This window comes from Streptomyces sp. NPDC002566, assembly GCF_042889585.1.
Taxonomy (GTDB): domain Bacteria; phylum Actinomycetota; class Actinomycetes; order Streptomycetales; family Streptomycetaceae; genus Streptomyces.
The window spans coordinates 87,269-110,189 of record NZ_JBIARD010000007.1 but is presented as its reverse complement, the minus strand read 5'-3'; the positions used below and the strand labels follow the sequence as shown (position 1 = coordinate 110,189).

The 22,921-nt window shown below is 72.1% G+C and carries 29 protein-coding genes; 14 read left to right on the top strand and 15 right to left on the bottom strand.

The features are described from left to right. Positions 1-52: 52 nt before the first annotated feature. Entirely contained in the window at positions 53-565 is a 513-nt protein-coding gene (locus tag ACFYXA_RS27265; protein ID WP_389037497.1) for an SRPBCC family protein, read from the top strand. Further along, positions 565-1,611 (top strand): LLM class flavin-dependent oxidoreductase, encoded by a 1,047-nt coding sequence (locus tag ACFYXA_RS27260; RefSeq protein WP_389037494.1) that lies wholly within the window; start codon positions 565-567, stop codon positions 1,609-1,611. The genes ACFYXA_RS27265 and ACFYXA_RS27260 overlap by 1 nt, the downstream gene beginning before the upstream one ends. 522 nt (positions 1,612-2,133) lie before the next feature. On the opposite strand, the gene ACFYXA_RS27255 is transcribed toward ACFYXA_RS27260, so the two are convergent. Further along, on the bottom strand, positions 2,134-2,814 hold the full coding sequence (locus ACFYXA_RS27255; RefSeq protein ID WP_389037491.1) for an NAD(P)H oxidoreductase: 681 nt from the start codon (positions 2,812-2,814) through the stop codon (positions 2,134-2,136). 104 nt (positions 2,815-2,918) lie between these two features. On the opposite strand from ACFYXA_RS27255, the gene ACFYXA_RS27250 reads away from it, so the two are divergent. Further along, positions 2,919-3,860 carry an AraC family transcriptional regulator gene (locus tag ACFYXA_RS27250; RefSeq protein ID WP_389037488.1) on the top strand — a complete coding sequence of 314 codons (942 nt, stop codon included), beginning with the start codon at positions 2,919-2,921 and terminating at the stop codon, positions 3,858-3,860. Between the two features lie 382 nt (positions 3,861-4,242). On the opposite strand, the gene ACFYXA_RS27245 is transcribed toward ACFYXA_RS27250, so the two are convergent. Together ACFYXA_RS27245 and ACFYXA_RS27240 are read right to left on the bottom strand one after the other, a co-directional pair. Then, complete coding sequence (locus ACFYXA_RS27245) at positions 4,243-5,016, bottom strand: DUF4397 domain-containing protein (RefSeq protein WP_389037485.1); 774 nt, start codon at positions 5,014-5,016, stop codon at positions 4,243-4,245. Positions 5,017-5,390: 374 nt separating this feature from the next. After that, positions 5,391-5,603: a hypothetical protein gene (locus ACFYXA_RS27240; RefSeq protein ID WP_389037482.1), complete on the bottom strand. Its 213-nt coding sequence runs from the start codon at positions 5,601-5,603 to the stop codon at positions 5,391-5,393. 79 nt (positions 5,604-5,682) lie between these two features. Between ACFYXA_RS27240 and ACFYXA_RS27235 the strand changes: the two genes are divergently transcribed. The 3 genes from ACFYXA_RS27235 to ACFYXA_RS27225 all read left to right on the top strand — a co-directional run bounded on the left by ACFYXA_RS27235 (position 5,683) and on the right by ACFYXA_RS27225 (position 8,011). Continuing rightward, the gene (locus tag ACFYXA_RS27235; RefSeq protein WP_352245594.1) at positions 5,683-5,883 is read left to right on the top strand and encodes a hypothetical protein; all 201 of its coding nucleotides are present in this window, start codon (positions 5,683-5,685) and stop codon (positions 5,881-5,883) included. A 113-nt stretch (positions 5,884-5,996) separates the two neighbouring features. Next, complete coding sequence (locus tag ACFYXA_RS27230; RefSeq protein WP_389037479.1) at positions 5,997-6,686, top strand: response regulator transcription factor; 690 nt, start codon at positions 5,997-5,999, stop codon at positions 6,684-6,686. Continuing rightward, positions 6,683-8,011 carry a sensor histidine kinase gene (locus tag ACFYXA_RS27225; RefSeq protein WP_389037475.1) on the top strand — a complete coding sequence of 443 codons (1,329 nt, stop codon included), beginning with the start codon at positions 6,683-6,685 and terminating at the stop codon, positions 8,009-8,011. The genes ACFYXA_RS27230 and ACFYXA_RS27225 overlap by 4 nt, the downstream gene beginning before the upstream one ends. Before the next feature lie 5 nt (positions 8,012-8,016). On the opposite strand, the gene ACFYXA_RS27220 is transcribed toward ACFYXA_RS27225, so the two are convergent. Beyond that, positions 8,017-8,382, bottom strand: a complete 366-nt coding sequence (locus tag ACFYXA_RS27220; protein WP_389037471.1) for a CAP domain-containing protein — start codon at positions 8,380-8,382, stop codon at positions 8,017-8,019. A gap of 52 nt (positions 8,383-8,434) precedes the next feature. Here ACFYXA_RS27220 and ACFYXA_RS27215 point away from each other — a divergent pair, with 52 nt between their 5' ends. Beyond that, positions 8,435-8,686: a hypothetical protein gene (locus ACFYXA_RS27215; RefSeq protein ID WP_389037468.1), complete on the top strand. Its 252-nt coding sequence runs from the start codon at positions 8,435-8,437 to the stop codon at positions 8,684-8,686. Positions 8,687-9,144: 458 nt separating this feature from the next. On the opposite strand, the gene ACFYXA_RS27210 is transcribed toward ACFYXA_RS27215, so the two are convergent. Beyond that, positions 9,145-9,561, bottom strand: a complete 417-nt coding sequence (locus tag ACFYXA_RS27210; protein ID WP_389038264.1) for an AAA family ATPase — start codon at positions 9,559-9,561, stop codon at positions 9,145-9,147. Between the two features lie 137 nt (positions 9,562-9,698). Between ACFYXA_RS27210 and ACFYXA_RS27205 the strand changes: the two genes are divergently transcribed. Continuing rightward, positions 9,699-10,250, top strand: a complete 552-nt coding sequence (locus tag ACFYXA_RS27205; RefSeq protein WP_389037465.1) for a hypothetical protein — start codon at positions 9,699-9,701, stop codon at positions 10,248-10,250. Positions 10,251-10,472: 222 nt separating this feature from the next. Here ACFYXA_RS27205 and ACFYXA_RS27200 read toward each other — a convergent pair whose 3' ends face one another. After that, the gene (locus tag ACFYXA_RS27200) at positions 10,473-11,057 is read right to left on the bottom strand and encodes an Imm21 family immunity protein (RefSeq protein WP_389037462.1); all 585 of its coding nucleotides are present in this window, start codon (positions 11,055-11,057) and stop codon (positions 10,473-10,475) included. A gap of 622 nt (positions 11,058-11,679) precedes the next feature. Here ACFYXA_RS27200 and ACFYXA_RS27195 point away from each other — a divergent pair. Both ACFYXA_RS27195 and ACFYXA_RS27190 read left to right on the top strand, forming a co-directional pair. Next, positions 11,680-11,826 (top strand): MbtH family NRPS accessory protein, encoded by a 147-nt coding sequence (locus tag ACFYXA_RS27195; RefSeq protein WP_389037459.1) that lies wholly within the window; start codon positions 11,680-11,682, stop codon positions 11,824-11,826. 219 nt (positions 11,827-12,045) lie between these two features. Continuing rightward, positions 12,046-12,621, top strand: coding sequence for a hypothetical protein (locus ACFYXA_RS27190; RefSeq protein ID WP_389037456.1), 576 nt, complete (start codon positions 12,046-12,048; stop codon positions 12,619-12,621). Positions 12,622-12,970: 349 nt separating this feature from the next. Here ACFYXA_RS27190 and ACFYXA_RS27185 read toward each other — a convergent pair whose 3' ends face one another. Then, positions 12,971-13,369: a hypothetical protein gene (locus ACFYXA_RS27185; RefSeq protein WP_389037453.1), complete on the bottom strand. Its 399-nt coding sequence runs from the start codon at positions 13,367-13,369 to the stop codon at positions 12,971-12,973. Between the two features lie 104 nt (positions 13,370-13,473). Between ACFYXA_RS27185 and ACFYXA_RS27180 the strand changes: the two genes are divergently transcribed. From ACFYXA_RS27180 to ACFYXA_RS27170, 3 genes are read left to right on the top strand one after another with little or no spacing between them, the layout of a single operon-like run. Next, complete coding sequence (locus ACFYXA_RS27180; RefSeq protein WP_352245587.1) at positions 13,474-13,593, top strand: hypothetical protein; 120 nt, start codon at positions 13,474-13,476, stop codon at positions 13,591-13,593. Between the two features lie 54 nt (positions 13,594-13,647). Beyond that, positions 13,648-14,406 carry an IclR family transcriptional regulator gene (locus ACFYXA_RS27175; RefSeq protein ID WP_389037450.1) on the top strand — a complete coding sequence of 253 codons (759 nt, stop codon included), beginning with the start codon at positions 13,648-13,650 and terminating at the stop codon, positions 14,404-14,406. Positions 14,407-14,417: 11 nt separating this feature from the next. Beyond that, the gene (locus ACFYXA_RS27170) at positions 14,418-14,870 is read left to right on the top strand and encodes a nucleoside-diphosphate kinase (RefSeq protein ID WP_389037447.1); all 453 of its coding nucleotides are present in this window, start codon (positions 14,418-14,420) and stop codon (positions 14,868-14,870) included. A 57-nt stretch (positions 14,871-14,927) separates the two neighbouring features. On the opposite strand, the gene ACFYXA_RS27165 is transcribed toward ACFYXA_RS27170, so the two are convergent. Genes ACFYXA_RS27165 through ACFYXA_RS27145 form a run of 5 tightly spaced genes read right to left on the bottom strand, consistent with a single transcriptional unit; the run spans position 14,928 to position 19,063 of the window. Further along, positions 14,928-15,554 carry a 2OG-Fe(II) oxygenase gene (locus tag ACFYXA_RS27165; protein ID WP_352245584.1) on the bottom strand — a complete coding sequence of 209 codons (627 nt, stop codon included), beginning with the start codon at positions 15,552-15,554 and terminating at the stop codon, positions 14,928-14,930. Then, positions 15,551-16,042, bottom strand: a complete 492-nt coding sequence (locus ACFYXA_RS27160) for a hypothetical protein (protein ID WP_352245583.1) — start codon at positions 16,040-16,042, stop codon at positions 15,551-15,553. Before ACFYXA_RS27160 ends, ACFYXA_RS27165 begins: the two co-directional genes overlap by 4 nt. Further along, positions 16,039-17,091, bottom strand: coding sequence for a GNAT family N-acetyltransferase (locus ACFYXA_RS27155; protein ID WP_389037442.1), 1,053 nt, complete (start codon positions 17,089-17,091; stop codon positions 16,039-16,041). Before ACFYXA_RS27155 ends, ACFYXA_RS27160 begins: the two co-directional genes overlap by 4 nt. Beyond that, entirely contained in the window at positions 17,088-17,864 is a 777-nt protein-coding gene (locus ACFYXA_RS27150) for a tyrosine-protein phosphatase (RefSeq protein WP_389037439.1), read from the bottom strand. The genes ACFYXA_RS27155 and ACFYXA_RS27150 overlap by 4 nt, the downstream gene beginning before the upstream one ends. Before the next feature lie 8 nt (positions 17,865-17,872). Continuing rightward, entirely contained in the window at positions 17,873-19,063 is a 1,191-nt protein-coding gene (locus ACFYXA_RS27145; protein WP_389037436.1) for a hypothetical protein, read from the bottom strand. 196 nt (positions 19,064-19,259) lie between these two features. On the opposite strand from ACFYXA_RS27145, the gene ACFYXA_RS27140 reads away from it, so the two are divergent. After that, a complete protein-coding gene (locus tag ACFYXA_RS27140) occupies positions 19,260-19,790 on the top strand; it encodes a GrpB family protein (RefSeq protein ID WP_389037433.1) in 531 nt (176 codons plus the stop codon). 10 nt (positions 19,791-19,800) lie between these two features. On the opposite strand, the gene ACFYXA_RS27135 is transcribed toward ACFYXA_RS27140, so the two are convergent. Genes ACFYXA_RS27135 through ACFYXA_RS27125 form a run of 3 tightly spaced genes read right to left on the bottom strand, consistent with a single transcriptional unit; the run spans position 19,801 to position 22,921 of the window. After that, positions 19,801-20,514 carry a hypothetical protein gene (locus ACFYXA_RS27135; protein WP_389037429.1) on the bottom strand — a complete coding sequence of 238 codons (714 nt, stop codon included), beginning with the start codon at positions 20,512-20,514 and terminating at the stop codon, positions 19,801-19,803. After that, positions 20,511-21,791: a hypothetical protein gene (locus ACFYXA_RS27130; RefSeq protein ID WP_389037426.1), complete on the bottom strand. Its 1,281-nt coding sequence runs from the start codon at positions 21,789-21,791 to the stop codon at positions 20,511-20,513. Before ACFYXA_RS27130 ends, ACFYXA_RS27135 begins: the two co-directional genes overlap by 4 nt. Continuing rightward, positions 21,788-22,921: a hypothetical protein gene (locus ACFYXA_RS27125; protein WP_389037423.1), complete on the bottom strand. Its 1,134-nt coding sequence runs from the start codon at positions 22,919-22,921 to the stop codon at positions 21,788-21,790. The genes ACFYXA_RS27130 and ACFYXA_RS27125 overlap by 4 nt, the downstream gene beginning before the upstream one ends.

Below are 22,921 nucleotides of genomic sequence, written 5' to 3'. Positions count from 1 at the left end.
TGAGTCTTAATGCGCAACCATGCAGGTCATCGAGGGGAAGGAGTCCGGTGCCATGGAATGGACGGGACAGGTCTACGCGGACACCCCGACGGTGTCCGCCAGCGCCTACATCGACGCGCCGCCCGAGCGGTTGTGGAGGTACGTGAGCGACATCCACCTGATGCCCGAGCTCAGCGCCGAGCTCCAGCACGTCGAATGGCTCGACGGCGCGACCGGTCCCTGCGCGGGCCACCGGTTCCGCGGGCGCAGCGCTCACCACGCCCTGGGCAACTGGGAGACGGTCAGCACCATCGTCGACTGCGAGGAGCCGCGCCGGTTCGGGTGGGCGGTGGGCGACCCCGCCCACCCGATGAGCATCTGGCGGTTCACGCTGCACCCGCAGGACACCGGCACGCTGCTGGAGCAGTGGGCCCAGCTCGGACCGGCCCGGTCCGGGCTGAGCGTCGCGATCGAGGCCATGCCCGACAAGGAGCAGAAGATCGTGTTCGTCCGGCTGCGCGAGTTCGAGGCCGGCATCAAGTCCAACCTCGCCACCCTCAAAGACCTCGCCGAACGGGAGAAGTGATGCGCACCGCGACCACCATCGAAGGCTCCGGCGGAAACTGGCGCGAGACCGCCGAGTTCGTCCTGGAGGCCGAGAAGCTCGGCCTGGACATCTGCTGGGTGGCCGAAGCTTGGGGGAGCGATGCCCCCTCGCCGCTGGGCTATCTGGCGGCCCGTACCGAGACGCTCCTGCTCGGCTCCGGGGTCATCCAACTCGGCACCCGCTCCCCGGTCACCATCGCGCAGACCGCGATGACCCTCGCGCACCTGACCGACGGCCGGTTCCGCCTCGGCCTCGGCGCCTCCGGGCCGCAGGTCATCGAAGGCCTGCACGGCATCCCGTTCGCGCGCCCGCTGACCCGGATGCGGGAGACCGTCGAGATCATCCGCGCCGCCTTCACCGGCGAGAAGATCGCCTTCCAGGGCCGCCAGTACACCATCCCCCTCCCCGACGGCGAGGGCCGCCCGATGCGGCTCAGCCTGGAGCCGGTGCAGGTGCCGATCTACCTGGCCGCACTGTCGCCCAAGATGCTCGAACTCACCGGCGAGATCGCCGACGGCTGGCTGGGCACCAGCTTCGTCCCCGAAGGCGCCGACGCCTACTTCACCCACATCGACACCGGGCTGGCCCGAAACGGCCGTACCCGGACCGACCTCGACATCTGCCAGGGCGCCGAGATCAACATCGTCCCCGACGAGGGCCTGCTGGCCGGCGTCGTCGGCAGCCGCAAGAAGGAACTGGCGTTCTCGCTGGGCGGGATGGGCTCCGGCTCGACCAACTTCTACAACGACGCCTACAGCCGCCAGGGCTGGGCCGACGTCGCCGCCCAGGTCCGTGAACGCTGGCAGGCCGGGGACCGCGACGGCGCCACCGGCCTCATCACCGACGAGATGGTCCTGGCCACCACTCTGATCGGGACCGAGGAGATGGTCCGCGCCCGGCTCGAGGACTGGCGCACCGCGGGAGTGGACACCGTCCGCCTCTACCCGGCGGGCGACACCCTCGCCGCGCGTCTGGACAACCTCGGTCACGGCATCGACCTCATCCGCGCCCTCGACCCCCGGTAGGGGCTCGGTTCCCGGCCGTGGATCGGAGCCGGATCAGGCCCCGCCGGCTTGGCGCCCGCGGCCTCGACGGCACGACGCCCGGCGGCTTGCCGGCTCAACCGCCCCTCGGCCCCGTTCGGCCGCCCTCCGTCTCCCGCGCAGGCCAGGCAGTCCCTGCGAGGGCAGGCAACCGCTGCGTCCGCCCGCGCCTTGCCCGGCCGTACCCGCCCGCCGTGTCCACCGCTGTCCGGGCGGTGGCCGGATCCGAGCCTGAACACGGCTCCGGCCGCCGCCGCCATCGACCGCGCGACACGTCGGGCAGCTGACGCTTGCAGAGGGGCTTGTTGGTGTACGGGGTGGTGGCTGGCCTGGTGTGTCGCCCGCGAAGGGCTGAAGCCCAAGGTCGAGGGTCACCAAGCGCGACACGACCCCGATCGTGCCGGTACGCAGAGCCCCAGCACCTGCACGCGGACAAGGCCTGCGACCGTGTTGATCACCGGAACCTGCACAGCACCCTGGCAGCGCGGGAGCGGTGTCGGCCCCTCAGGCCGCCGCCTGCTCCGCTGCGAGAAACCCTTCCACGGCCTTCTGCGCACGGCGGTCGAACTCGGCATACTGCGCCTCGCGTTCGGCTCCCGCAACCGCCTCACCGACCAGCAGATTGCCCTCGGCATCGATGCGCTGCGGGCGCTCCTCCGCGTCGGGGAGAAGGGCGACGGACGAGTAGGAGAATCCGCAGTAATACGCGATGCCCTCGCTCAAGTTGGTCTCCAACAGGGCCTGCATTCCCTCTGTGACGGGGTCATCGGAGGTGGCGCCGGCCAGGCCCAGCCACAGCATGCGCTTGCCCGCCAAGCGGGGCTTGCTGCGGCCGTAGGCGAATCCGTAGTTCCACACGCGATCGATCCAGCCCTTGAGGAGGGCAGGTACGTTCTGCCAGTAAACGGGGAACACGGCGACGACGACATCGGCGTGAAGAACGCGCTGCATATGGGCCTGGACTTCGTCCGAGTACGGCTTCTCCCGGTTGCCCCAGTCCGGCTGGTCCGCCACGTTCATCCGCGGGTCGAACCCTTCGGCGTGCAAGTCGAGCAGGTCGACGCGATAGCCGGCGGTCTCGAGCCGCGCGGTGGTACGGCGCGCGGTGTGCGCGGTGAGGGAATCGGCGCGGTGGTGTGCGACGACCACAAGGGCGGTCCCCGCTGAGTCGTTGCGGTGCGACACGGCTTCTCCTGGCTGGTCTCGGTCAGTTCGGCCGGTCCAGTACACCCGTGATCCATTAGACGATCCATAGAGGAAAAGCTCCGGCGCATAGGAGTTCGTCTACGATGGCCTCCGTGGATCCTTTGAGTGCGCTGCTCAGCGGCATCCGGGCCGAGGGCTCGACCGTCACCCACGCCGTGCTGGAAGCCCCTTGGAGCATCCGCTTCGTCGACGACGCCCCGCTCACGATGGTCAGCGTGCTGCGGGGCGGTGGCATCCTGCTGATGCCCGACGGCGCCGAACACGCGGTCGGTGTCGGCGACACGGCCATCGTGCGCGGTCCCGACACGTTTCACCTCATGGACCAGCCTTCCACTCTGGACCGCCCACACATCGAGTACGAGATCGCGTGCTTCGCCGCGGATGCCGAATGCACTGCCCAAGACCTCGGCGGCATCCGCTGGGGCAACGAACCGGACGGAGCAACCGCACTGATCGTGGGCGCATACCGCGCCTCGGGTCATCGCCATGAACGACTGCTCCGCGCGTTGCCACCCGTACTCGTGATCAACGAGGACACGGAGGTCTGCGCCTGGCTGGAGACGGCCGCCGCCGATGCCGCCGTGCGCGCGGCCGGCTCCCAGGCCCTGATGGACCGACTGCTGGACTGGGCACTGGTGTGCACTCTGCGTACCTGGTTCGATCGGGCGGGCTCGGAAGCCCCCGACTGGTATCGCGGCCTGGCCGACGCGATCCTCGCTCCTGCTCTCGAAGCCTTCCACGCCCGGCCCTCCAGGAGATGGACGGTAGAGGCACTCGCCACCGAATCCGGTGTCTCCCGAGCCCTGTTCGCCAAACGCTTCACCAAGGTGATGGGGCGCTCGCCACTGACCTACCTCACCGAATGCCGTATGGCCGAGGCTGAGGCACTCCTGTCCGAGACCGACTCCTCCATGGCTCAGATCGCCAAGTCTGTCGGCTACGCCGACGCCTTCGGGTTCAGCGCCGCCTTCAAACGCCATCGAGGCGTGAGCCCCAGCGCATTCCGCGCCCGTAACACCCTCTGAAGGGGGCGGTACCAGCCGGCCGTGGCCGGGTCGTCGGGAACGGTCATTTCGCCCCGCTTCGTCACGCCCACCGGGGTGACGCGCGCGTCGAGGTCCACGTCGTCCACCAGGATCTGTAGGGGTGGGCCATGCTGCGGCGCGGCGGGTGGCGGCGGCTTCGACAGTGCTTCCGCGGGCCGTTGCGGTGCGGCGGCCGTGGAGGCGGGACGGTCCGACGGGGTTGCCCCGAAGTCCCGTGGGAGCGGGGGCTGTTCCGGCGGCGGGCCCGTGCGTGAGACCGATGGCGACTGCCATGCGCGGCAGCCGCCACGATCGGGCCTGGGCGCCGACGCCTGCCGTCACCCCCGCCGGCCGGCGAAGTGGCGGGCCGTCAGGACGACCGTCACCGTGACCACCCCGGCCGCGCCGGCCACATGCCGGAGGGGTTCGGGGTGACCGCAGCGCCGATGCCACCCGCGTTGACGCCCCGGGGGGCCGATGCCATGCCGCTGAACGACTGGGTCGCCAGGGCCAGGTTCTTGTCGCCGGCGCTGCCCCACGCGTAGACGACGTTGCTGGTGCCCTCCTTCAGGGGCAGGTCGACGGGGCCGATGGCCACGGTGTCCGTCCCGGCGAGCACCACCTCGGCGTCGACTGTGCCCGCATCGACCTCGGCGGTGTCCTGCTTCGGGTTCGTCAGGTCGGTGAAGACGGGTCGACCGCCGGCCCGGACGTCCACTGCGGGAGCAGCCGCAACATGGCGGACCGTCAGACGCGCCTTGCCGACGTCGACATTGGAGACGTCGTTGGTGAAGGCCGTCAACTGGGGCTTGCCGTCGGCGGAGAGGTGCGCGGCGACCGTGGCGTTCCCGCCCTCGGGCACCTCGACCTTCTCCTCCAGGGCCGGAGTCCCCTCCGGCCCCTTGCCCGCTTCGAAGATCTTGATGTCGTAGGTTCCGGCGTCGAGGGACTGCGGGTTCGTCACGGTGCCGGGCTTGAAGTCGCTGAGCAGCTCGTCGCCGTTGGCGTACACGTCCACGGTCAGTCCGGGGATGCCGTGGAAGACGGACACCATGGCCTTGTCCTGCTGGTCGGCCAGGGCCGGGGCGGCCGAGCCGAGGGCCAGGGCGCAGGCGGCGGCGGAGGCTGCGAGGGCGACGGGGAATCGGGAGTTCATGGGGATCATCCCTTCGAAAGGAGCCTCCGTACGGTGCGGGGTCTCGACCCTTTTTCGCGGGTGGCGGCCCCTTTGGATGCGCAGCCGGGCGTGCTCGTGTGAGTGGGTCACGCGCTCGGGCCGGGGCCTCGGACGGCTCCCGTCCGCCTCGGGTGAGGCCCCGGCAGCGGGCGCAGTGGGCCGGGCCCCTGACCGTTCCCGTCATCCGCCCCCCCCCGACACCCTGCTGAGCTCACCGACACATCCCCGCGCAGCCTGCTGCACTGGTTGAACTGGCGTGGACACCACCAAGCCACAGACCCGCGCAGCCGCTACCAGCGACGACTCGCTGCCCCCGCAACCGGGTAGATCACGAAGTCGGGGTACTGGGGGCGTCACCACGACACCTCGCGGACCTCGGCCCGGCTCTGCGGCTGGACCGTGGCGGTGATCTCCGACCGGTGGCGGCTCGCCGAGAACGTCACCGTGAGCGACTGCGCCTCTGTCCGGCTCGTAGTCACCGTGAATCCCCGGTTCGGCACCGCCGAGATCAGGCACACCGCGTCGTCGCCGAACCGCACGGTCGCCTTGCCGCCCTGGGACGGCACCGTATAGACGCCGGCACCACCTTCCTGGCACCCCGAGCCGTCCCCGCCGGTCGGCGCTCCCCGGGGACTGGTGCGCGCGGTGGGCGTCGGCGGTGGCGTCGGGCTGGGATCGGTCACCGGCTCGCTGCTCCGGGGCGGCGGGCTGGGCCTGCGGCTGCTCGCCGACGGACTCGGGGAGGGTTTCGCGGTGGTGGGGCTGGGCCGCGGGGGCTTGAGGGGCTCACTCGGCGCGGACTGCGCGACCGGCGCGGTCGGCCGGGTCGACCCCACCACGAAGTGAATCGTGAGGATGACAGCGGTCACACTGGCTGCCGTGCAGGCCAGCCATATGATCAGGTAGCGCAGGAGGCGGGACACGACACCATACTGACGGACCGGCTAACGTGCCTGCTCATGGCCTCCGTACTTGTCGTCGAGGACGACCCCGTCATCCGGGCCGCGCTGATCGAAGTCCTGACCGGGCACGGCTACGCGGTCAGGACCACCCACCAGGGTTTCGAGGCACTGCGCGAGATCACCCAGAGCCCGCCGGACATCGTGGTGCTCGACCTGGGGCTGCCCGATCTCGACGGCCTCGACGTGCTGCGCATGATCCGGGGCATTTCCCGCCTGCCGGTCCTGGTCGCCACCGCCCGTGACGACGAGAGCGAGATCATCCGGCTGCTCAACGCGGGGGCCGACGACTACCTGGTCAAGCCGTTCTCCGGCGGCCAGCTCGCCGCCCGGCTCGCCGCCGTGCTGCGCCGGTCCGTGCCGGCCGACGTACAGGCTGCCCGGCGGCCCGTCCTGCGGGTGGCGGACCTGCGCATCGACCCGACCGCGCGCACCGCGCACCTGGACGGCCGGGAACTGCCCCTGACCCGCCGCGAGTTCGATCTGCTCGCCTACCTCGCCGACCACGCCGACCAGGTCGTCACTCGGCAGCGCATACTCGCAGAGGTGTGGCAGCAGCCGTACCTCGAGGACCAGACGGTCGACGTCCACCTCTCCGCGCTCCGCCGTAAAATGGGAGAGAAGCCCCGAAATCCCCGTTACTTGCGCACGGTTCGCGGCCTGGGCATCAAGTTGGTCAGCTCGCCATGAGACGTGCCCTCGCCGGAATCGCCCTGGCCGTCACCTCGATGGTGGCCCTGTCCTTCCTCATCCCCCTCGCCCTCCTCGTGCGCGAACAGGTACGGGACCGGGCCACCACGGCCGCCGAGCAGCGGGCGTCCGCCCTGTCTCCGGTGCTCGCCCTCACCACCCGGCGCGCCGACGTGCAGCAGGCCGTCGCCGAACTCGGCTCCTCCGACCAGCTCGTTGTACGTCTGCCCGACGGCGACTTCGTCGGCGCCCCGCACGCGCCCCGGGCCGCACTCGACCGAGCCGTGCGCGGGCGCGAGACGCTGGCCGTGGACACCGCCGGCGGCTGGGTCTACCTCCAGCCCGTCGTCCTGCAGGGCGACCGGGTCGCGGTCGTGGAAGCCTTCGTGCCCGTCGCAGACCTCACCCGGGGCGTGGTCGCTTCCTGGGGTGTCATGGCGCTGCTCGCGCTGGGTCTGGTCGGCGGTTCGGTACTCGTCGCCGACCGGCTCGGCGCCCGCGTCGTCCGCTCGTCGCGCAGCCTCAAACGCGCCTCACTGGCTCTCGGCTCCGGCGATCTGGACGTGCGGGTCGAACCCGACGGCCCGCCCGAACTGCAGGAAGCCGGTGCGGCGTTCAACACCATGGCCGACCGCGTCCTCGACCTGCTCGCCGTGGAACGCGAGCTGGTCGCCGACCTCTCGCACCGGCTGCGCACCCCGTTGACCGCTCTCTACCTGGAGGCCGACCGGATGGGGTCGACGCCCAGCGCCCGACGGGTCTCGGAGGCGGCCGGCCAGCTGGAGAGCGAACTGGACTCGATCATCGCCGCGGCACGTACACCGCTGGCGTCGGCGCAGTCGGCCCGTGCGGCGGCTGGCGCGGCGAAGGCGTGCGACGTCGCCGAGGTGGTCGCCATGCGCCTGGACTTCTGGTCGGTCCTCGCTACCCAGCAAGGACGACCCTACGAGCGCTCCCTCACGCCGCGATCGGTGCCCGTGGCCTTCCCCGAGGACGACCTCGCGGCCGTCGTCGACGCCCTGGTCGGCAATGTCTTCCGGCACACCCCGGAGGGCACCGCCTTCGCCGTGCGCGTGGAGCGGGCGGATCGGCACGTGTTCCTCACGGTCGACGACGCGGGACCGGGCGTGGCGGACCCCGACGCAGCGCTCACGCGGGGTGTGAGCGTCGGAGGTTCGACGGGTCTGGGCCTGGACATCGTGGCCCGGGCGTCCCGCGCGGCGGACGGCGAACTGACGATAACGCGGGCGCCCTTGGGCGGCGCCCGGGTGCGGGTGTCGTTCGTGCTGGCCGACGCGGGCGGGACCGGCGGCGGGATACGGTGATCGGGTCAGCGACGAGCGCCGAAGTCCTGCGTCCACCAGGGGCCGCCGTCGCCGAAGTGGACGCCCACGCCCAGCTCCTTGAAGGAGCAGTTCAGTATGTTCGCGCGGTGCCCGGGGCTGTCCATCCAGGACTTCATCACCGAGGCGGCGTCCGCCTGGCCCCGGGCTATGTTCTCGCCCAGGGTCGACCACTGGTACCCCGCGGCCTCGACCCGGCTCGTCATCGTCGAACCGTCGGGGCCGGTGTGGGACATCACGCCGCTGCTCGCCATGACGTCGCTGTAGTCGTCGGCGGCCTGGGTGAGCCGGTCGTTCGCCGTGACCGGTGAGCAGCCTGCCGAGGCCCGCTCCTTGTTGACCAGCGCGAGCACCTGGGCCTCGGGCCCGCCACCGGACTCCGCACCCGACCGGGAGTCCGGTCCGGTGCTGCGCGGCCGTGTGCCGCCGGAACCGCTCGCCGACCCGCCGCCAGCACTTTTCGCCGTCGTCCCCGCAGGTGCCTTCGACACGGGGACGGTCGTCTTCCGTGCGGGGGTGGTCGGGCTCGCCGATTGCTTCCGCTTCTCCTTCGGCTTCGCGCTCGGCGAGCTGCTCGCCGTGGTGCTCGGGCTCGCCGAAGCAGAGGTGAGCGGCGCCGCACTGTCGGCGGCGACCCCGGCGCCCGGCGTCCTGTGAGTGCTGTTCGCAACCACCCGGTCCGAGGCGTGGCCGTCCTCGCCGCTGACGACGGCCACGGTGATCCCGACGCCCGCGATCGCAGCGACGGCTCCCACGGCCAGCGCGGGACCGCGCGTTTTCGGCCCACTGCGGGGGCGGGCGGGGAAGCGGGACGAGCGAGCGGCTCGGCGGGAACCCATGCAGGACACCTCGGTCTGTCGGTCGGCTGATGCGGCCCCGTATCCGGTGGTCGCGATCGCGACCACCGGATCTGTGGGGGGTGTTCGAGAGCCTAGGACCCGGCCAGGGCGGAGACTTCCATTCGAAGGTCATCTTCAAGAAGCCTTAAGAGAGCCGTGAAAGTCCGCTGAGGAGCTGAACTTCCGGCCCGTCTCCCTCGGAGCCGTCCCCGACCGGTGGGAGGCGGCGGCCACCCGGCTGTTCGCCACCTGGCGGCCACCGCCCCCGGCGCCGGGTCAGAACGAGTCGCGCTCGATGATCTCCTCGTCCCCGTCTGAGGGGGCTCGAACCCGGCGTGGAAGTCGTCCAGCGCCTCCAGGGGAGAGGATCAGCGCGTCCTTGCGCTCGTTGCGCTCCGCCAGACGCCGCAGCAGCTCCGCGCGGTCGACGGGGAAGTACGGCAGGCGGGCGTACCGCCCGCTTCGATGACCAGCTACCTTCCACTCCTCGCGGTCCGAGCCCATCCACAGCCCGTGATCCAGCACCACATCCCGTCCGGCCGCGACCAGAGCGACCAACTCCTCGCGAACCTCGGCCACCACCGGCGCCTCCAGCGCGAAGTAGGCCCGCTCCGGGTAGTCGACGCCGTAGCGGCCGTGCCGGTCGTGAACCCGTTCATCCACCGACAGCCGCACCGCCCCGGACGGCTGCAGCCGCCGCGCGTACGTGGTCTTGCCCGACCCGGTCAGTCCGACCAGGGGACGCCGGGGATGGCAGTGTCCTGGGCCTCGAAGCTCTGCTGACGAGCCTGCGGGCCGGGCCGGAGCCCGATGGTCGGCACATCGCGCTCGTGGGCCACTTCAGTGTGGGGCTCTGCGTCGTCAACGCCCTGTCCAGCCGGCTGACGGCCGAGGTGCGGTGCGGGGGAGTCCGCCGCGTTCAGGAGCACGCCCGTGGCGTCGCTCTCGCCCCGCCCGCCGCCGTGGGCCCTGCACGCACAAGCGGGACGACCGTCGCCTTCTGGCCGGACGCCGAGATCTTCGAGACGACGCGGTGCTCGTTCGCCGTGCTGGCGGAGCGCTTCCGGCAAATTGCCTTCCTCAACCTGGGCTTGGAGATCTCGCTGACCGACGAACGTCGAGCGGCGGGCACGATGGAGGTCGCCCTCATGTGGGGCGGCTCGCGTGAGGAGCGGTTGCGCAGCTTCGCCAACAGCCGGCTCACCCGTGAGGGCGGCACGCACGTGGACGGCTTTCACGACGGGGTGGCGGCCGCGGTCACCGCCTGGGCACGCGGGCGGGGCCTGCTGACAGCACAGGACGCCGGCCCCGGCGCCGACCGGATCGGCGAGGGCCTCACTGCGGTCGTGTCAGTGAAACTGGACCCGCCTCGACCGCACTGAGGGGCCGGAGCACGCCCTGTACGTCGCGGTGGAGAAGGGCACCTTGCGCCAGCAGCTGACCGGATGGCTCGCCGACGCGGGTATCCCGGTTCTCGCGGTCCGCGGCTTCGGCTCGCAGTCGTACGCCGGTGGCGTCCACGACCGGGTCACCGCCGATCCGCGCGACGGGGTTCTTCTGGTGGTCGTTCTCCCCGGCGCTTCGACGTGTCGTAGGACGCTGCGTCATTCGATCGGCAGGAGCTGGACCAGGCCGACCCAGTTTCCCTCGTCCGCCTTGGTGTGGGTGGCTCGAACCCTCCAGCGGCCGGCGGACAGTGGGACCGGTGCCTGGGCGGGCATCCCGCCGCCGGGGTACTCGATGCCCAGTGCGGGACCTGCTTCAGCGGAGTCCATGAGCACGGCCGGACCATCCGACACCCATGTGCCGCACCCCTCCCACTCGGTGGCCGGGTCTGCGAGGACAGCCTCTGCTGCGGCCTTCAGCCCGGCCTCGGAGTCGGCGGCAAGCCACCGCAGGAAGGCGCGACGCCCGGGCAGGTAGCAGCTGGTGGCCAGCTCGTCCGCCAGCACCAGTGCCTGCGCACCGTTCTCGCCGACGGTGATCACACCGGCCAGATCGTCCACCGCACAGGCTCGGTCGTAGTCGTCTGGAGCGGTGGCGTCTCCCGCCATGACCCCGCTCTCCGTGCATCCGCGCCATGAAGCCAGAGCGGAGACGGGGATGGCGATCAAAGGCCCGCCCATCGACTCCACCCAGACAGGCGAGGTGTGGGACGCGTCGGCTGCGGTGGACGAAGAGGCGCTCATGCCGTCAGTGTGCCCTCACCCACTGACAACGCCCGCGCCGCTCAATGGCGCCCAGCACAGGGAACAGCCCGGCACCTGCCGCAATCTGCGGTTACGGGACAGCCTTTAAACCTTGACGTGCGTTCTGGTGTCGCACCCGCCGTATGCAGTGACACTTTCATCGGCTGAGCGCGCAGAGTCGGCACGAGATGCTCTGCCGAGCGCTGGAGCTGTGCGCGATACCCCCCCGTGACCCCGTTCACCGCCACTCTTATGTAAACGAACTGAAAGATGGTTTCGAAAGTAGCAGCACTCTCTCCGCGGTCACGGGTGAAAGTCTTGAGCCAGCCATATGTTACGCGCCGGTACGGCATCGGGTGATCCACTCTGCGGTGTTCGACGGCCTCGCTGAAGGTGGCTGAAGTGGACATATGGCTCGGAGTGTGATCACGATGAGTATGGAAGCGGGGTGACGGAACGTGGCTGGAAATTCGACCGTGGACACAACGAGTTGCTACCTGATAGGAATCAAACACGGCACGAAGATTCCGTGTATTTCTCGCGCTGATGCCGGTCACAGACCCGGTGACCTTCGAGGCGGAATGCCAGCATCCAGGCCCAGCTGCATGACGGGGGATCAGAAGTGAGCGAACCTTTCCAGTTCGATAGCGTCCAATATCTGGACGTAGTCAACAACGAGAGGCAGTACCCTCTGTGGCCGGTATTCGCAGATGCGCCGGCGGGCTGCAACGTCGTTTTTCGGTCCTTCGGATCGGCAGAGCTGTCTTGACCACATCACCGCCACCTGGACCGACGTGAGGCCGGCGAGTCTGGTGTCAGCCATGGACGGGCCCGACGCCTGACAGTGGCCGCCGCGTAACGGGAACAACGGGGGATTCAGTTGAGTCAGGACGCAGAACATGCAGTACCCGCGCGTCCGCCGGGGGGCGGGCGGCGGGGCACGGGGTCGCCTCCGGGGCATCACGGCGAACTGCAGGGTGTCTTCACCATGTCCGGCGGCAGGCTCTGCCGATGGCTGGCCACGCTCCCGTACCGGCTGTTCACCTCGGAGGCGACAGTCGAACTAGACGAGCGCGCGGCCGATCTGACGGTCACCCCGGAGTGGAAGACCAAGGAGCATCGCGCTGCGCTGCTGACCGCCTCCGACCTGGGGATTCCTCCGCTCCGAGGGGTACTCCCCGTGGAGAGCAACATCGAGGTGAGCCTCGGCTTCGGGTCCTCGGCCAGCGCTGTCGCGGCGTCCGTCCGGGCCGTGCTCTACGCCTTCGGCGGGGAACGTGACCACGCGAGGGTGGCCCGGCCGGCGGTTCAGGCCAAGTCCGCGGCAATCCCCTCATGTTCGACGAGATGGTGCTCTTCGTTCCATCGAGAGGGCCGGCTCATCGAGTCCTTGCGTGCCGCGCTTCGACGACCTCGTGGGCGTGGCCCAAGGCGCGGGCACCGCCGGACCGCAGATCGCGCACAGCGGCAGTATCGGAGCTTTCCTCTTCGACCCTGCCGCTCCGGACCACGCACAAGCCGTCGCCCGTGCCGAGAGGGAGCTGAGCGCGAGCCGCATCGATGACTGCCGGCATTGCGCGGCATAAGCGGAATCGGTTCGCCCGCTCATCGGCAGGACCGACTGACGGAGAGCTCGCTCTCATCCCGCGCCGACCGGCGCGTCCCCACCGTCTTGGAGCAACTCCTTGGTCGAGCGTGATTCAGCCATGCCCGGAATATTACTGATCGGCCCCTTGCCCACTGCTTTCCGGCTCGAGGAGTCGGTCAGGGTCAAGTGGGCAACGGCGCCGAACGGAACCGGAATGTGGGCTGTGAGCGACTACCGGCCCGGACGCGAAGTGCTTGCCGACCCGAGGTTCAGCAGCACGGAGTCGGTGCGCCCCGGTGTGCCCCGACTCAGTATCACCGGCCTTTCACCCGGATCCATCACCAGCCTCGACGGCCGAGAACACTCCCGCACGCGCAGATACGCCACGGTCACCTTTACCGAACGCCGTCTGCTGGGACTCCAGCCGCTCATGGAGAAAACGACGGCCGAATGCCTGGAAAGGCTCTCGGAACAGGGATCGCCGGTCGACGGCGCGGAGAAGATGACCGACGGCGAAGGAGGCGGCGGTCGTCGTCGCGGCCGAGCGTATGGAGCTCCACCCCGTGGTGTGGGGAAGCGACGGCGACCGGGCCGGCCTCGTCACCATTCCCGACCGGCACAACAGCGTCACCATGCAGGGGCAGGCCGTCCACCGCTCGATGACGATCAGCTTGCCGCCCGTCACGCCGGCGTCTCGCCGGACCTGAAGGGCTTCGTCACCCACCAGGCGAACCCGCGCATGATCGAGCACCTCGCCGCCGCCCTCGTGGCCCCGGCGCGGCCGTCGCCCGGGACATCGCCGAGCGCGGCGACACCTCCGCCACCTCCGTGCCCCTGGCGCTTTCCCGGCTCATCGGCACCGGCCGGAACCGGACCGGGGGCCCGGTTCCGCTGCTGGGCTTCGCCGCCGGCCTCGGCCACGCCGCTCAGGTCGTCAAAAGCCGCTGACCGAAGACGCAACCATCCCGCCGTCACCCTCTCATCGACCAGGAGGACACTCACTTGACCGGACAGACACGCGCCGCGCGGTCCATGCTCTCGCGGGGGCTCGCCATCCTGAACTGTTTCCGTCCCGGGGAGTCGGAGCTGGCCCTGTCCGAACTCGCGCGCCGTGCCGACCTGCCCAAGCCGACCGCCCACCGCCTGATCGCCGAACTCGTCGACGCGGGCATGCTGGAACGCGGGGACAGGGGCCTGCGCCTCGGGCTCAGTCTGTTCACGCTGGGCACGCGCGTGCCCCGTCAGCGCATGCTGAGCGAACTGGCGCATCCGCACCTGAAGAGGATGCACGACCGCACCCGGCAGAGCGTGTTCCTGTTCATCCCGAACGGCCTCGACCCGGTCTTAGCGGACGGGGTGCGCGGCGGCCGGGGGGCCGACGCAGCCGCCGGCTCCCCGGCGGAGAGCGAGGCGGCGGCGTGCGCGGCGGCGAAGGTCCTGCGAGTCCACCACCCCCGGCTCGCGCCCGCCGGGACGGGCCCAGCCGAGCGGCGCGGACCTCGCCGAGCCGCTCGCGAACCGTCACCCGAAGAACTGGCCAGGGTTGCGGAGCAGGGCTTCGCGATCGGCCAGTGCGGACCGGAGGCCGGGGCGATCGCCGTGCCTGTGCTGGACGCCTCGGGTGCCCTGATCGCCGTGCTCGCCACCGCGGGGGTGCCCGAGCGGACGCACCCGGTCCGCACGGCCGCGCACCTGCGGGCCGCCGGGGCGGGGCTCTCACGGGCCGTGCACAGCGCCTCCGGTCTGGTTCCCGTGCCGTGAGGAGCCGGTCCGTGCAGCGCTTCCTCGCGTCCGTCATCGGGCACCGGACGAACCGCGGGCGGCCGGCACCCTGCGACGTCGCCCGGGACACCCATGTGCTGGTCAAGCCGGACGGTGTCGGCCGCGGCCTGGCCCCGGAGGTGGTCCGGGCGCTGCGGCAAGCGGGACTGACCGTCGAACCCGTCGGCCACCTCCGGCTGACCCCGGCTCAGGCGACGCGCTGGTACCCGGAGAAGCTGAACGAGCCGGACGGCCCGCTCACGCTCGCCTACCTCTGCGAGGGGCCCATGCTGCTGCTGGCCGTCGTGGGGGACGACGCGCTGCGCCGAACTCGCCGCGTGAAGCAGGACATACGCCGCCGGTTCGGCACAGACGACCGGCGCAATGTCGCCCATTGTCCGGAGACACGCGGCGAACGGAACCACGAACGGTCTGTGTTCGGTCCTCTCGTACGGCCCTGCTGACAGCGTGGGGCGGCCCTCCCGGCCGCCCCACCCGCAGGCCCGCAGCGGGCCCGGCCTTCACGCACGGTGGAAGATCACCTGAGCGGACAGCCGTTCGGGACCGTCCGTCCCGCCACTCACCCGCTCCACGGCGTGCCAACTGTTGTCTCCCCGTACGAGGAGGACACCGGTGTTGGCCACCGGAGTGACCCGCCGGACCACATCGTCACCGGACGAGGAACCCAGCAGCAGCAGATCACCGCCCCGGCCCGCGGGCCACGCATGGTTGAAGTACAGGACGTGCGTGACCAGTTTCTCCGGCTTGTCGACATGTGGGTCCAGCCAGCAACTCGCCCCGTAGCGCCAGACGTTCACCTCGACGGGGGCGTCTTCGACCGGCAGGTCCGTCAGTTCGGCGACGGCCGCCCGGTAGTCCGGCCCCGTGACCTCTGCGACGAAGCGCCGCCAAGGCTCGGCGAGTTCGACGAGGTCCGCCTCCTCGTCGCCCACGGAATGCAACGGGCGGTGGTACATCGCGTACGACTTGTCCATGCCAGTGCGCGCGACCATCCGGAACCCGTCCCGGGGAAACGTCTCCCGCAGCGCCTCCGCGTCGGCGGGAGCGAAGGTGTCCCGGACGTGGTACCAGCGGAACGGGGCGTCCTCGGCCGTCGTGCGGCCGAAGGAGACAAGGGGTGTGCTCAACTGACCTCCCCGGCACGAAGCGACTCGTGGGCACGCGGCCCCAGCTCCTTCTCGACGTCGAAGAGGAAGCTCTGGAGATCGGGCGACCCCACGGCGTAACCGCAGTACTCACGCCGGATCCTCTCAAGGGCGGTCTGTGCCGTCGCCCCGCCCAGGACCATGTCCAGGCAGGACAGCACAGTGCCCGTGCGTCCGTGTCCGCCGAAGCAGGCCACCTCCACCGTGGCTCCTCCCTCCAACGCGACGGCGGCCTCCTTGATCCGCCTCACCAGCAGCGATCTCTCCACCGGCGCCTCCAGCGTGGGCCAGTACACGAAGTACGGAGTACGGGCGTCCGTCTCGCCGCGCCAGCGCTCGTCGAGATAGAGGCCGATGTCGGCCGGCTGGGCGGACGGCGCGTGCCGGCGGCGTTCCTCACTGTCCAGCGAGGTACCCCACACCTCGTACGCGCCGACGCGGTAACGGGTCCTCCAGTGACGGTCCTTCATGAGCTCCTCATGCCTTCTCTCTCGTGCTGTACCGGCGCTCGTCCGACGGTGGCAGCCCCGGGTATCCAGTAGCCGGCCGTGTGGTACTCGTCCGGGCCGAAGGCCGTCTTGAAACGGGTGACCGACGTGCCGGGGTACGTGTCACCCATGTGGAGCGCCCGGGCACTCTGTGCGCAGGCGTCCTCGATGACCAGGTGCAGCAGGTACGGCGCGGCGTAGGTGGGCGCCGCCCGTGCCTTGTCCATGGCCCCTTGCCAGTAGACGACGTACGGTCCCTGGTGGAGCGCCACCACCGCCGCAGCCGCCCGGCCGTCGTGACGGGCCAGCCAAACGCGGCAGTTCTCGCCCAAGTGGGCGGCGACGGCGGCGAACTTCGTCGTCGGGTTCTTCGCCCGCACCCGCCGGCGCACTTCTCCCGCCGGCTCGTCCGACTGGCGGTCCCACCGGTCGAGCGACAGCTCGAAGAGCCGGTCGAACTCAGGGAGGAGCCGGCCCGTGCCGTCGTGTTCGACCGTCAGGCCCGCCCGCTCGGCCCGCCGCACGGCAGAGCGCAGCTTGCCCTTGAAGCGGTGCCGCCACACGTGGTCGAAGCCGCCCTCCAGGTCGAGGATCTGCGTCATCCGCGGATTGCGGCGGGTGCCCGGCGGAACGAGCGCGTCCCACATCGCCGTCGACGCCGGATGCGGACGCAGGTAGACCCGCTCCGCGGGCAGGGCCGCCAGGTCGCGCAGCACGGCCCGTGCACGGTCGGGAGTGACCGCGTCGTGAGCCCCGAGCACCCCGCCCACGCCCCACCCCACCGGCCACGACGCGTACTCCGCACGGGCCCCGGCGGTCGACCGCACCAGAGGCACCAGCAATCTGGTGCCGTCGGGCCAGGTGTAGAGGCGCGTCGCGTCCCGCCAGCCGTGCGCGCATACGGCCGCCCGCCATCCCGGCGTCTGGCTCGGCAGCACGTCATGGTCGGACTCGGCGAGCATCTCGTGCCACAGCTCGTCCGGCACCGGCGTCCGCACCCGGACGCCGTCCCCCGGTGCGTACACGCTCATCGAAGGCCCTCCGGTACGTCTCCCGCGCCGGCCGGTTGCCCGGGACACACGGCCGCGGGCGCCTGAGCGGCCAGCAGCCGGCGCACCCGCGACACGTCGTCCGCAGCCACGCCCAGCTCCTCCATCGCTCCCTCGACGCCCCCGTGACGAGCGGTCACCTCCGCCAGCCAGCGCTCCATCGTCACCGGCGAGGTGTGCAGCCGGGAGAGGTAGTCCTCGCGGGTGTGGCCGCGCCGCAGCCACTTGTCCCGGAAGCGGTCGGCCTTGGCGATCAGGTCGGCCATGCCGGCGGCGTAGTCCGCGGCGATCTCGTGCGGGGGCGCGCCGACCAGCGCCAGCAGGGTGGCCACCACCACACCGGTGCGGTCCTTGCCGAAGTGGCAGCTCAGCAGGAACGGGCGGTCCGCCGCCCCGGCGAGCGTCCGGAACAGGCGCGGCCAACTGCCGGGCTCCGCTTCGGTCAGGATGCCGTGCAGATAACGCGTGCGGTCGGCCACGCCGGGCCGCCGCGCGGCGATGGTGTCACGCGGGTACCCGGTGAGCGGTGCGCGCAGCCAGCGCACGCCGTGGGCGAGCAGCCCGCTCGGCGGTCCGTAACGTTCCACCTCGGCGTCCGAGCGCAGGTCCAGTACTGAGCCCAGGCCGTGCCGTGCCACGAGGACGCCGGCCTCCTCCGCCGTGATCGCCGTCAGGTCACCGGACCGGTGCAGAATGCCCTGCCGCAGACCGGACGCCCGCGGCATGCGGTAGTTGACACCCGGTGCAGAGGACACGGCGCCGCTCACAGGGCCCGACCCGGCAGGGCGAGCGCGGCGGTGACCTCGTCCCAGAACCGGGGGAAGTCGGCGTTGACGTCCGGACCGTAGCGGACCGTCACGCAGGGCAGGCCACCGAGGGCCGCGAGGACGTCCGCGCGGACGACCGGCTCGGGGCGCGGACGGGGCAGCAGGCCGAGGTAATCGGTGAAGTGCCGCAGGTCCGGCCCCGACAGCAGGGCGCCGTCCAGCATCTCGCGCCGGTCGGTGACGGGTTCGACGGCCCAGCCCTTGCGGTCCCGCTCAGCCCGCGGCAGCACGACACCCGCCGGGCGGGTGCCCGTGGCCACGCCGGCCCCGGTCAGCGCCGTGAACTCGTCGAGATCCGTGAAGAGCCGCTTCCGGCCGTCGGGGGCGGTGCTCCACTCGGCGTCGGCAGGCACCCGTGGCGTGCCGGAACCGTGGCGGCGCAGCGACGCGCGCTCGAAGGCGCCTCGGGCGGGATGACCGGCGAGCAGGGCCGTGGCGATGCCTACGCGTTTGGGCCAGCCGCGCAGCACCGGCGGGGAGCCGGCGCGCGGCGCCCAGGCGACGAGGGTGTCGTCGGACACGAAGTCAGCGCCGCACAGCGTGACGGCGAGGAAGGCCAGCGACGACTTGCCGCGGTGCCTGGGCCCCAGCATCATCACCGAGGAGCCGTCGACGGCCACGGCCGATCCGTGCAGGAACACCGCCCCACGACCGGTGAGTTGGGTGCCGATAAGAGTGCCGAGCAAGCGGACGACGGCCCGTACGGAGGCGGGCCCGGCATCGGGCGCCTCGGCCGCCACCTCTGCCGCGCCGGGCGTGGCGGTGACGACGAGCGGCGCACTGTCGGCCTCGCCGTCGCGCAGGAGCACGATCCGGTCGGCGGTGCGCTCCAGGATGACGAAGCGGGGCCCATCAGGGTGCACCAACAGCTGTGGGGCGGTGCCCCTCTCCGGTGGGCCGGGCGGGGTGCCCTCCCGGGTCCGGGCCGTGACGGTCAGGCGGGGCGCGGCCGGCGACACGGTGTCGCTCACCTCGAACAGGGGGTGCACCAGCGAGCTGATCGCCGCCCGGAGTCCGGGCAGCGTACTGTGCACGGTCACTTCGGCCGGTGGAAGAGCAAGCCGGAACGTCTCGACGGCGGCCGGATGCGGGCGTGGGCCGGTCTCGGGTGATACGGCGACGGCCATGGGCCTCCTTCGTCGGGGGGCGTGGTGCACGGAGGCTCCGCGGGTCCTGACGGTGTGATGGTGTCCGACCGCAGGGAGCCGGAGAAGGCGGTGTTCCCTCACGTGGAACAGGGATCCGCGCGATCCGCCGTTTCGTTCCGCCTCACGGAACGGCGGGGCGGGTGAAGCGTCCGGCGGCACGGATAGGGTGCGGTGCGTGATCGAGATCGTGGAGTACCGCGACGCCTGGCCGACTCTCTTCGCGGAGCTGGGCTTCCGCTTGCGTGCCGCCCTCGGGGACGTCGCGCTGCGCATCGACCACATCGGCTCCACCGCGGTGCCGGGTCTGAGGGCGAAGCCCGTGATCGACGTGCAGGTCTCCGTCGAGGCGTTCGAACCCGCTGCCTTCCGCGGGCCGCTGGAGGCGCTGGGCTTCGAGTTCCGCGCGGCCGACCCCGACCTGACCAAGCGGTACTTCCGCGAGACGTCCGGCCCCCGCACCCATGTGCACGTCCGGCGGGCGGGCAGCTTCGCGGAGCAGTTCTGCCTGCTGCTGCGCGACTACCTCCGGGACCGCCCCGCGGAAGCGGAGTGGTACGGAGAGCGGAAATCCCTGCTGGCGGAGCGGTACGGCACGGACCGGCGTGCCTACACCGCGGAGAAGTCCGCGGTGGTGTGGGAGCTGATGCGCCGGGCCGACGGGTGGGCGCAGGCACGCGGATGGCAGCCCGGTCCGAGTGACGCCTGACGGGGCGCCGTCAGCCGCCCGGACGTCCGCTCTCGTCCTCACTGCTCAGCGGCGTCGTGATCACCGTGACGAACACGGTGAGCGCCGTGACGGCTTCACCGGGGCCGGCCTGCACAGGACCGGCCAGGGTGAGCACCGTGGCCGAGAGCACGAGGGCGTACAGCACGGGCAGGCGGGCGCGCACGCCGTCGGCGGCGGCGCGGCGCGAGGCCCGGGCCGTGGCCGTCGCCACGCGGGCGGAGAACTCCGCGTGGCGCCGCAGCAGCAGCGGGACGAGCACAGCCCCGGACGGGCCGGCCCAGGCGTCCTCCGTCGCGGTGCGGACGACGCGGCGCACCGCGCGGGCCGCGTCGGCGTCCGGCCCGCTCAGCGCCGGCGCCGCAGGGGCCGGCACTGAGTGACACAGCGGCAGCAGGGCCAGCGGCAGAGCCGGGTGCACCACGAAGGCCACCCCCAACCGTACGGCCCGGTCCACCACATGACGGACCGACGGCGTTCGGCGCCCGAGGACGCGCCCCGGCGCCCGGACGGCGGTGGCGCGGACGCCCGGCCGGCGGCCCGCGGCGCGGGCGCAGCAGAATGCGACGGCGAGCACGCACAGCGGCGGCCCCAGGGCGCCACCGGAGCCCGCCGCGTGGGCCACCAGGCCCGCGGCGGCGCCCAGCAGGGCCGCCGCCGCGCCCAGCAGCCCGGCGACCACCGTCGTCAGCCACGTGCCCTTCACGATGCGACCTCGTCGGGTACGGCCCTGTTCGGGGTGGCCCCGTCGGGTACGGCCCTGTCCGGGGTGGCCCCGCCGGGTACGGATTCCTCGGGCGCGGCCAGGTCCGGCGCGGCCCTGCGGGGCGTGGCCGACGACCGCACCCGCCTATCCGTGCGGGAACTCCAGTCGGCCAGCACCGCGGCCAGGAGGGGGTCGGGCTCCCCGGGCAGCAGCACCTCCGTCGCACCCAGCTCCAGCAGGGCGCTCACCCGGGCGGCCATGATCCGCCGCCACGCCTCCTCTTCCAGGTCGACACCCTTCGAGAACTCGCCGGACAGCACGGTGTGCCATCCGTGCGGCAGGGAGCGCGCGAGTTCCTCGAGGTGGCACAGCCGTACGGTGCGGGGAAGCCTTTCCGGCAAGGAGTCGTCCGGGCCCAGGGCGCCCAGGTGCACGTTCTCGGCGAGGTCGGCGAAGCCCAGGCGACTGGGCCGCACCGGGACCACGACGACCCCGGCCGGCGTGGCCGGCTGCTCTTCGCCGCCCGGTACCGCTGCCCGTTCGGCTTCCCGCAGATGACGCCACGTCACCCGCCGGTGCCGCACGGCGGTCATGTCCACCGTCGCGAGGCCGTACACGAAGCGGGCGAGGAGGACCGCGGCCGGCACCAGGCCCGCTGCCGCGTCCGGCCGGCGCACGGCCCCGAACACCGGAACGAGCGCGGCACAGCCGGCCAGCACACCGGCGAGCACGGCGACGGCCCGCGCCTCGCGGCGGCGGGCGGTCCAGCCGGCTCGTCCGGACCCCCGCGCGCGCAGCCTCCGGGGCCGCACCACCAGGCCGAGCGCGAGAGCGGCGCACAGGCCCGGACCGGCCGCCAGGGCGGGGTCGACGACGGCGATGGCAGCGCACACTCCCGCGAGCGTCAGCAGCGAGCCGGTCAGCTCCGCGAGGACGGCGACGGCCGCACCCGGTTTCGGCTCCCAGCGGATCGCGACGCCCGCCGCTGCGTACAAGTGGTCCCGCACCGGCAGGGGGTCCCGGCGGCCGGCGTCCGCGCTGAGCCGCTGCACGGCGCGCAGCAGCCGGTTGCGGGCGGCCCGGTCCAGGGCGCGGGCGGTAGGGGCCAGCGCGGCGGTGCCCAGGGCGGTCCCGGCCCGGTACAGCAGCCAGCAGCCGGTCAGCCACCAGAGCACGGCACCCGGCGGGTGCGCGAGCAGCAGGACGCCCGTCGCGCATGCCGCGCCCCGCAGGACGGCGGCGCCGGCCACCGCCGGCGCCCCCCACGCGCCCGTCACGGCGCGGTGATTCGGCGGGCGGACGGTGCGGCCCCGGGCGCGTCCGCCAGGACGTGGCTCAGGGCGTCCTCGGCCCGGTGGCGGACAGGATCCCATTCCAGTCCCCACCCGGCCACCCCCTCGGCCGGGCCCGGGAGGTCTCCGGCCCCGGCGGGACGGCCGGGGCACGGTCGGGCCAGACAGCCGGCGTCGGAGGGCAGCAGGTGCGCCCAGGCGGCCGCAGCCGTCACCTCGGGGGTGAGCCCACGCGCTACAGGCGCGTCGCCCCCGGCCGGTGACAGCACGACCAGCCCGCCGAGCGGGGCGCAGTCGGCGGTACGGGCGCCCAGGACGTGCTCCGACTCGGTCGGCGTGAAGATCACCTTGGCCGGTGTCCGAGGCAGGTCGGCCACCCGGCCACGGCCGTCGCCGTGGCGCAGCAGGGTCGCGTCACGCACCCGCCCCGCCAGGCCGAGCCGCTCGAGCGTGCCCCAGCGGTAGCGGGGCAACAGCCCGGCCCCGACGGCCCACCAGCCACCCGGTCCCGGCACCAGCAGGGTCCGGTCGCCGCTGAGGAAGCGGCCTCCCGCTCGGGCGAGGTGGAGGGCCAGCGTGCTCTTGCCGGTACCGGAGTCGCCGAGGAACACGACGGCCCGCCCGTCCCGGCCGGTCGCGGCGGACGCGTGCACGGTCAGGCCCCCGAGCGCAGCGACAGCGGCCGCCACCAGGGCGCGCAGCACGATCTCCCCGACCCGGGCGCGCTGTTCGGGGCCGCTGTCGTCGTCATGCAGGATCGTCCACCGCCCGTCGCGGTGGCCGACGGAGTGCCGGGGGAGTCCCGGCTCCTCCGCGTCCGCCGGACGGTCGCCGCAGCGCACCCACGTCCCGTCCGGGGCACGCCGGTAGTTCTCCTCGCGCAGCCTCTGGGCCGGGCCCGACGCCACCCGCTCCAGCCGGTCCAGAGCCGCCGGGTCCCGCGTCGAGCGGACACGGAGCCCGACGCGGTCGTGCGAGGGCCACGGGGAGGGCGGGGACGTCACGAGGTGCGCCGCGACCCGTGCGGTCTCGGCCTCGTCGTCGGCCGTGTACGACCAGGCCACCGGCCCCCATCGGGCGGTCGCCGTCCGGAGGCCGGGCGGTTCTGACGTCAC

Bases quoted from the DNA above. Each gene is read 5' to 3' on its own strand.
- ACFYXA_RS27265 (WP_389037497.1), top strand. From the start codon at position 53: ATGGAATGGACGGGACAGGTCTACGCGGACACCCCGACGGTGTCCGCC.
- ACFYXA_RS27260 (WP_389037494.1), top strand. From the start codon at position 565: ATGCGCACCGCGACCACCATCGAAGGCTCCGGCGGAAACTGGCGCGAG.
- ACFYXA_RS27250 (WP_389037488.1), top strand. From the start codon at position 2,919: ATGGCCTCCGTGGATCCTTTGAGTGCGCTGCTCAGCGGCATCCGGGCC.
- ACFYXA_RS27245 (WP_389037485.1), bottom strand. From the start codon at position 5,016: ATGAACTCCCGATTCCCCGTCGCCCTCGCAGCCTCCGCCGCCGCCTGC.
- ACFYXA_RS27230 (WP_389037479.1), top strand. From the start codon at position 5,997: ATGGCCTCCGTACTTGTCGTCGAGGACGACCCCGTCATCCGGGCCGCG.
- ACFYXA_RS27225 (WP_389037475.1), top strand. From the start codon at position 6,683: ATGAGACGTGCCCTCGCCGGAATCGCCCTGGCCGTCACCTCGATGGTG.
- ACFYXA_RS27200 (WP_389037462.1), bottom strand. From the start codon at position 11,057: ATGAGCGCCTCTTCGTCCACCGCAGCCGACGCGTCCCACACCTCGCCT.
- ACFYXA_RS27190 (WP_389037456.1), top strand. From the start codon at position 12,046: ATGTCCGGCGGCAGGCTCTGCCGATGGCTGGCCACGCTCCCGTACCGG.
- ACFYXA_RS27160 (WP_352245583.1), bottom strand. From the start codon at position 16,042: ATGAAGGACCGTCACTGGAGGACCCGTTACCGCGTCGGCGCGTACGAG.
- ACFYXA_RS27155 (WP_389037442.1), bottom strand. From the start codon at position 17,091: ATGAGCGTGTACGCACCGGGGGACGGCGTCCGGGTGCGGACGCCGGTG.
- ACFYXA_RS27145 (WP_389037436.1), bottom strand. From the start codon at position 19,063: ATGGCCGTCGCCGTATCACCCGAGACCGGCCCACGCCCGCATCCGGCC.